Annotated in this window: 7 protein-coding genes; 2 read left to right on the top strand and 5 right to left on the bottom strand. The window is 39.6% G+C overall.

Annotation, left to right across the window (positions count from 1 at the left end; all coding sequences use genetic code 11):
* Window positions 1–206 (bottom strand): helix-turn-helix domain-containing protein (locus tag IM479_RS02310; protein WP_287685347.1); only part of this gene is annotated, 206 nt, incomplete at its 3' end.
* A 91-nt stretch (window positions 207–297) separates the two neighbouring features.
* Here IM479_RS02310 and IM479_RS02315 point away from each other — a divergent pair.
* Window positions 298–792, top strand: coding sequence for a hypothetical protein (locus IM479_RS02315; RefSeq protein ID WP_286827426.1), 495 nt, complete (start codon window positions 298–300; stop codon window positions 790–792).
* 277 nt (window positions 793–1,069) lie between these two features.
* On the opposite strand, the gene IM479_RS02320 is transcribed toward IM479_RS02315, so the two are convergent.
* Together IM479_RS02320 and cimA are read right to left on the bottom strand one after the other, a co-directional pair.
* Window positions 1,070–2,755, bottom strand: coding sequence for a hypothetical protein (locus IM479_RS02320; protein WP_287685348.1), 1,686 nt, complete (start codon window positions 2,753–2,755; stop codon window positions 1,070–1,072).
* 476 nt (window positions 2,756–3,231) lie between these two features.
* Window positions 3,232–4,872: a citramalate synthase gene (gene cimA, locus IM479_RS02325; protein ID WP_287685349.1), complete on the bottom strand. Its 1,641-nt coding sequence runs from the start codon at window positions 4,870–4,872 to the stop codon at window positions 3,232–3,234.
* Between the two features lie 66 nt (window positions 4,873–4,938).
* On the opposite strand from cimA, the gene IM479_RS02330 reads away from it, so the two are divergent.
* Window positions 4,939–5,328 (top strand): (2Fe-2S)-binding protein, encoded by a 390-nt coding sequence (locus IM479_RS02330; RefSeq protein ID WP_287685350.1) that lies wholly within the window; start codon window positions 4,939–4,941, stop codon window positions 5,326–5,328.
* 53 nt (window positions 5,329–5,381) lie between these two features.
* Here the strand turns inward: IM479_RS02330 and IM479_RS02335 are convergent, their stop codons facing one another.
* Window positions 5,382–6,134, bottom strand: coding sequence for a competence protein CoiA (locus IM479_RS02335; protein WP_287685351.1), 753 nt, complete (start codon window positions 6,132–6,134; stop codon window positions 5,382–5,384).
* 95 nt (window positions 6,135–6,229) lie between these two features.
* The coding region (locus tag IM479_RS02340) for a transposase (protein WP_287672724.1) at window positions 6,230–6,338 on the bottom strand (109 nt) is incomplete at its 5' end.

Below are 6,338 nucleotides of genomic sequence, written 5' to 3' on the forward strand. Positions count from 1 at the left end.
AGAAAGTCTAATTCTTCTTGCTTTTTCCAATCGGTTAGCATTGAAGAAGTTTGAGCGTAGCCTACTCTTTCTTGCTTTTCGTACCAAGCTTGTGTTCGTTCGTGGAGAGCTTTATTGTAAACTAATCTTACACAGCCCAAGGTGCGCCGCAATAGCGACTCTTGTTCGGGTGTGGGGTAAAATCGGTAAGAATAGGCTTTTTCCATGGGGAGCATTTTAGCATATATTTCGTAAATGTGTTAATATTTAACAGTAAAGCCGTCGTAGAACGACGGGGTTTCAGACCCAAAATTTTCGATGACCGAGCCAACCCGATTAAACTATCACGATACCTATTCTTGTCCCGTCTGTCGCCATGGTAAAATTGCCGCTTTAACACTAATGGAAGCCTATGCTTGTAACTTTTGTCAACACATTTTTACGGCTAATTTAGAACAACAGGTTTTAAAAATGGCCGATAGTCAATTACCCTTAACTTGGTATTGGAATGGTAAGTATTGGCAGGGTTTACCGAGAGAAGGCATGGAGATGGCAGGTTTTTACTTAATTATCGGTTTAGGATTTGTGATTTTTCCCACAGCAATTGTGGCTACGGGTGCCTATCTTTTTCCTCCAGTCGAGGGGAGTCCTTTGTCATGGGTGCCTCTATTTTGGTCGATTTTAACCTTGATTTGCCATGCTATTTGTTTACTCTGGTTAATGATCGAATATTATCAGTTTCCCGTTAATATGTATCTGCGGGCCTTGGCTCGTCGTTGGCAAAATTCTCTGGCCACTAGATTATTATCCTAGGGGTTATTCAACTGCTCCAAAATCTGACTACAAAAATTTGCTCCCTCTAAATTTTGCTTTTTAAGAGAGACTTATACTAAATCCTGTTTAAAAGGGATAGGGGAGCAGCGGAGCGGGGAGAAACAATTCATAACTTGTGAGTTAATCACACTATTAAAAACGGATTTGGTATTAGATTTAATCTGTAATTTGCCTAGAGAGAATTGGTATAAAAGAGGGATTAAAGACGGCAAAAACTTAATCAGAAAGGATAAATTTTACTCGACATTGACTAACCTTAAAAAGGTTGAAAATAATTGACAGATTTTTGATTTTTAGGAGTGATTAAATAATCGTACAAATATCCTTTCTCAAAAGAATCTAGAGTTGAATTAGCCAGGGGTTTAAAGGATAATTTCTTAGTTCCGACAACAATTGGAGTAGTTGTGCGGACGAGTTTCCCATCTTTTTCCTGTAACAAAATAATTTGCGAAGTTTTAACTTGACGAGCCGATTCCCAAGGATAATAATAGGACAGCAATCCATTCTCGTTATTTAAAGCTATTTCTCCATTGGCAGCGATTTTTTGCTGCCAATCAGGATTGAGTTTATATAGTTTAGGAACGTTTTTCCATTGCCAAGGGAATTGATAAAGTTGACCGAGTACACTGGGCACAGACCAAGCAAAAGGATACAACTGATTTCCCCAAGGTAGACTAGGAGCATCGACTAAAATAACTTGTCCATCGCTCAGATCCGGGGCTAATTGTATAACGTCAGCCCAAAAGGCTTGCTGATATTTCCAACTTAGTTGATTTTGCTGTTGCACGATAATTCCAAATCCAACCAACAAAGAAAAATAAGTCGCTAAGAGGAGAGCCGCAAGATTTTTTTGCCGATAACTATTGGCTAAATAAACAATCAAATAGCCAAGAATTCCCCCAAGAATAGAAGCTCCAACCACGGCAGCCGCATGAACACGGGAATCACGTCCACTAATCATAGTAGCAGGAACGGTAAAAGTTAAGGGATAGGCCAAGAATAATAAACCCATCCCTAAAAGGCTCAACTTTTTAATTATCGGCCAATTTTCCCCACTATCCAGTTCCGAAAAACGAGAATTTTGTAAGAATAGCCATAGCAACATAAGTAATGAAAGAGGCACAAAAATTAACAATTCTCCCCTGAGATTGTGCAAAGTTTGCCAAGGACGATAGAAAAATGTTCCTAAACAGACAAATAGTCCAGTAATTATTTGACGAATCGGAGTAGAAATAGCGGTTGCTATATCTAAGTCTCCAACCCGGCTATCACCAGTCAACTTTCTGAGAATTAAAACAACTAGGAAAATCGTACCTAAGATGAATAGATGTTTAATTAATTCTTTAAATATGTCCGACTTAGGCTTTTTGGTTAGAAAAGGCGCCGTGATAAACAGCAGAAAACAGGTCTCATAACTAAGAAAAGAAGCGGTAATCAATAGGTAAGACCAAATTTTTTTATCGTTCAGATAACTTAAAAAGGCGAGTAAAAGAAAGGTTAAGGCGGGCAAAATGTGAATATGGGTGAGAAAAGCCCTAGTGTTGTCGGCAGGAAATAAAGTAAATGCGAGGGTACCCGTCAGGACAAAAATAGGTTGATTCCAGAGACGCTGGAGAAATAGATAAAAGAGGATATTATTGGTTAATGCCAATAGATAGGCACTTATATAGATAAGCGGCAATCCTCCCAATTTTCCAGCAAAGTATCCAGAGAAGAAGAGGATGTTAAAGCCGACAACTCTACCTTGAAAAAATGCCAAATTCATGTTCTTAACAAAGTCAACAAATCTGGAAAAGTCCATGGTGAGTATATTACCGATGAAAGCATAATCATCTTCGTATAAACCCAAGTGATTAAAATACCAAAAGTGGGCGATCCAAGTAATCAATGCAATGATTAAAAATGTCGTAATTTTGAATGATTTATTATTCAATAACGTCATTGATTTTCCTATAGCTTGTGTAGTCATAAATCAATATTTTAGGTGAAATTTACAGCTTCAACAGGCTGATCAATTGAATTACCTAGTTAAGCTTGCTTGCTCTTGTTAGACGAATTATGGATTCTTTCTGATAATATATCAGTGTTTAAACTCTGTCAAAGCGACATTATACTAAATCCTGTTTAAAAGGTATAAGGGAGAGGGGAGAAGGGAGCAGGGAGATTCAGTTATCAGTAAACAGTAAACAGTAAACAGTGGTTAGTGGGAATTATGAATTATGAATTGGGAATTGGGGAGTGGGGAGAAAAAATATAGCGGTTTTCAGTCTAATAAGATATAGTAAATCCCTTGATAGATAGGCGTTTTAGCGTTTCAATCGGGACTCACTTCTGTGAAAACCGCTATATGACATAACAATGCCTGCTCACTGCTCACTGATTACTGATAACTGATTACTGATCACTGATAACTGTTCCCTAAATTATCCCCAAAGGACAAAATTGACCCGATAATTCTAGTTTATTGTTTTGCAGCAGATATAAACCGTATTCAATTCCTTCTACCACTGCTTGATAGGAAGCTTCCAAAATATTACTAGACACTCCCACGGTAGTCCATCTTTGTTGACCGTTACTCGACTCGATTAAAACCCTAGTTTTCGCTGCCGTCCCCGAACCACTATCGAGGATTCTCACTTTATAATCGGTCAGGTGAAAGTTAGCGATTTCAGGATAGAATTTGACTAAAGCCTTTCTTAAAGCCAGATCTAAAGCGGCCACCGGCCCGTTACCTTCGGCCACTTCTAATAAATCTTCCTCTTTTACCCGTACTTTAATTGTCGCGATCGCATTACCACTATCCCGCAGCATATCACAATACACTTGGAATCCTTTTAATTCAAAAAGGTGGCTTCTCTGTGCCAAAGCTTCCCGCATTAATAACTCAAAACTAGCTTCGGCTGCCTCAAATTGATAACCCTCACTTTCCAAGATTTTTAAACGTTCCAAAATTTGCCGACAGGTGGGATCATCTTTATTTAAATCGATGCCAAAACTGCGCGCTTTCGCTAACACATTACTTAATCCCGATTGGTCAGAAATGACGATGCGGCGCTGATTCCCGATCGCTTCCGGGTTAATATGTTCGTAGGTAAGGGGATTTTTCGCCACCGCAGAAACGTGAATACCGCCTTTATGGGCAAAAGCAGAACGTCCGACGAAGGGAGCATGATCATCCGGCGCTAAATTGACCATTTCGCTGATTTTTCGGCTAGTTCCCGTCAATCGGCCTAATTGATTTTCTTCTAGGCAAGAAAAGCCCATTTTTAACTGAAGATTGGCAATTAAAGTACATAAATTGGCATTGCCGCAGCGTTCCCCATAACCGTTAATTGTGCCTTGAATCATGCGTGCGCCCTCGTTAACTGCCGCTAAAGAGTTAGCTACGGCGGTTCCTGCGTCATTATGAGCATGGATGCCTAATTGAGGCGCATTTTCCTCATCGGGATCGATGCCCAATTTCTCCCGCACTTTCTCCACAATAGGGGCGATTTCTTGGGGTAAAGTGCCACCGTTGGTATCACAGAAAACTAACCATTCGGCCCCGGCAGCCCTGGCGGTTTTCAGGGTTAAAAGAGCGTATTCGGGGTTATTTTTGTAACCATCAAACCAATGTTCGGCATCATAAATGACTCGTTTTCCCTGACAGCGTAGATACTCGATCGTATCTCCTATCATGGCTAAATTCTCCTCCAGACTGGTTTTTAAGCCCTCTGTGACGTGCAGATCCCAAGATTTGCCGAAAATTGTCACCCAACGGGTTCTAGCGGCGAGAATGGCGGTTAACATCCGATCTTCCCGGGCCTCGATATGGGGGCGACGCGTGGAACAAAAAGCGACTAATTCCGCTTGTTCTAGGGGTTCTTCGTGCAGTTTCCAGAAAAATTGACCGTCTCTAGGGTTTGCGCCAGGCCAACCGCCTTCGATAAAAGGCATACCCATCCGATCTAATTCCCTAGCGATTTTAATTTTATCTTCTAGGGAGAGGGAAATACCTTCTCGCTGGGCCCCATCCCGGAGAGTAGTGTCATAGACCCAAATGCGCTTACCATTGTTCATAGAAATAGTCAATAGATGTTAATATTAATTAATAAATAACTGTAGCGACTTAAAATCACGCCCCTAATGCCTAGAATAACAGTTTACGGTCAAACAATCACCTGTGATCGAGGTGAAAATCTCCGTCGCGTATTATTAAAACATGACATTTCTTTGTATAATGGCGGTTCCAAGTTAATCAATTGTCCCGGCATTGGCAGCTGTGGAACCTGTGCGGTGGCAATTGTGGGCGAAGTTTCTGCTATCAATTGGAAGGAAAAAGCGCGTCTTTCTTTGCCTCCCCACAGCGGCCAACATCAGGCCAAACTATACGCCGACTGCCTCGAACAACGGTATGGCCAGCGCCCCGTTATTTTCTACAGCAACGGCTATGAAGCTGATAAGATTATCTCGATCGTGCGATCTTTCAATGAGTCCGTTGATGTGGATTATTCCAGACAGGATGCTTCGGCATAAATTCACTAGACCATCACCGCAAAGGCTTGTTTCTCGGTTAATTTATCCATGATTTAATGGCGACCGCGCGAATCTATATAGCGATCAAGTAAAATTTTGGATTTAGGAACATATATATTGCCACTTTTCCAAAATTCTCTAGTTCGAGGTTGAAAATCTTCCAAAAGATTAAGTGTACGATCTTTTTGTGGAGTTTTATATCGTTTTGATTTTTTATGATACCCTCCATACTCCTGATACTCTTCAACCCACAGCATATATTCAGCAAAACGAATTGATTTAATAGAAAGTCCGTGCATCCAATAGTAAACTCTTCCAAAATATAAACTATGAAGCCACTTCTCCCACTGCTTTGGTGCGTATTTCTCATCATTTAAATTTTTATTAAAAAGCGGCAACCAAAGAACATATATACCGAGTTTCTCATATTTTTGAGTTCTATTAATAATTTGTTCTACGGTCAGAGAACTAACTTGAACTTCAATAGCAATTTTTATATCTAAAAAACAAAAATATATATCCGAAATAACAGAACCTAAATTCTTTTCCAGTTCACACTCTGTAACCTTGGAAGATATTTTTAGTAAATTAAATATATCTTGTTTGCATTTTCTATGCGATTCGGATTCACCTTTTCCATATTCGCAAAGTACAGGAGGTTTATGTGCAAAATGATGAGTTTTTACAAGCCCTTTCCGTAATATAGTTTCACGACCGCATACCGGACACTTGAAAGGTGCTTGATTTTTATCCGCATCTTCTGCACACACTTTTGAATCATCGTTAACACGAATTGATGTAAGCATAACACTGAACCCGTACTAAAGTCATAAGCTCGCTTCTCTAATTATATGTTTTTCTACAATAAGAGGCTCTTCTGGTTTTCGTGTGTTAATTTTTGTTATGAATTAAAGCAAGCAAACAGCTTAAGTCGAAGATGTTCAAAATTGGTAAATCCATAACTTATTCTTTTAATAAGCTTTATTTTGGTATTCATTCCCTCAATTAAT

Source organism: Microcystis sp. M165S2, assembly GCF_020245885.1.
Taxonomy (GTDB): domain Bacteria; phylum Cyanobacteriota; class Cyanobacteriia; order Cyanobacteriales; family Microcystaceae; genus Microcystis.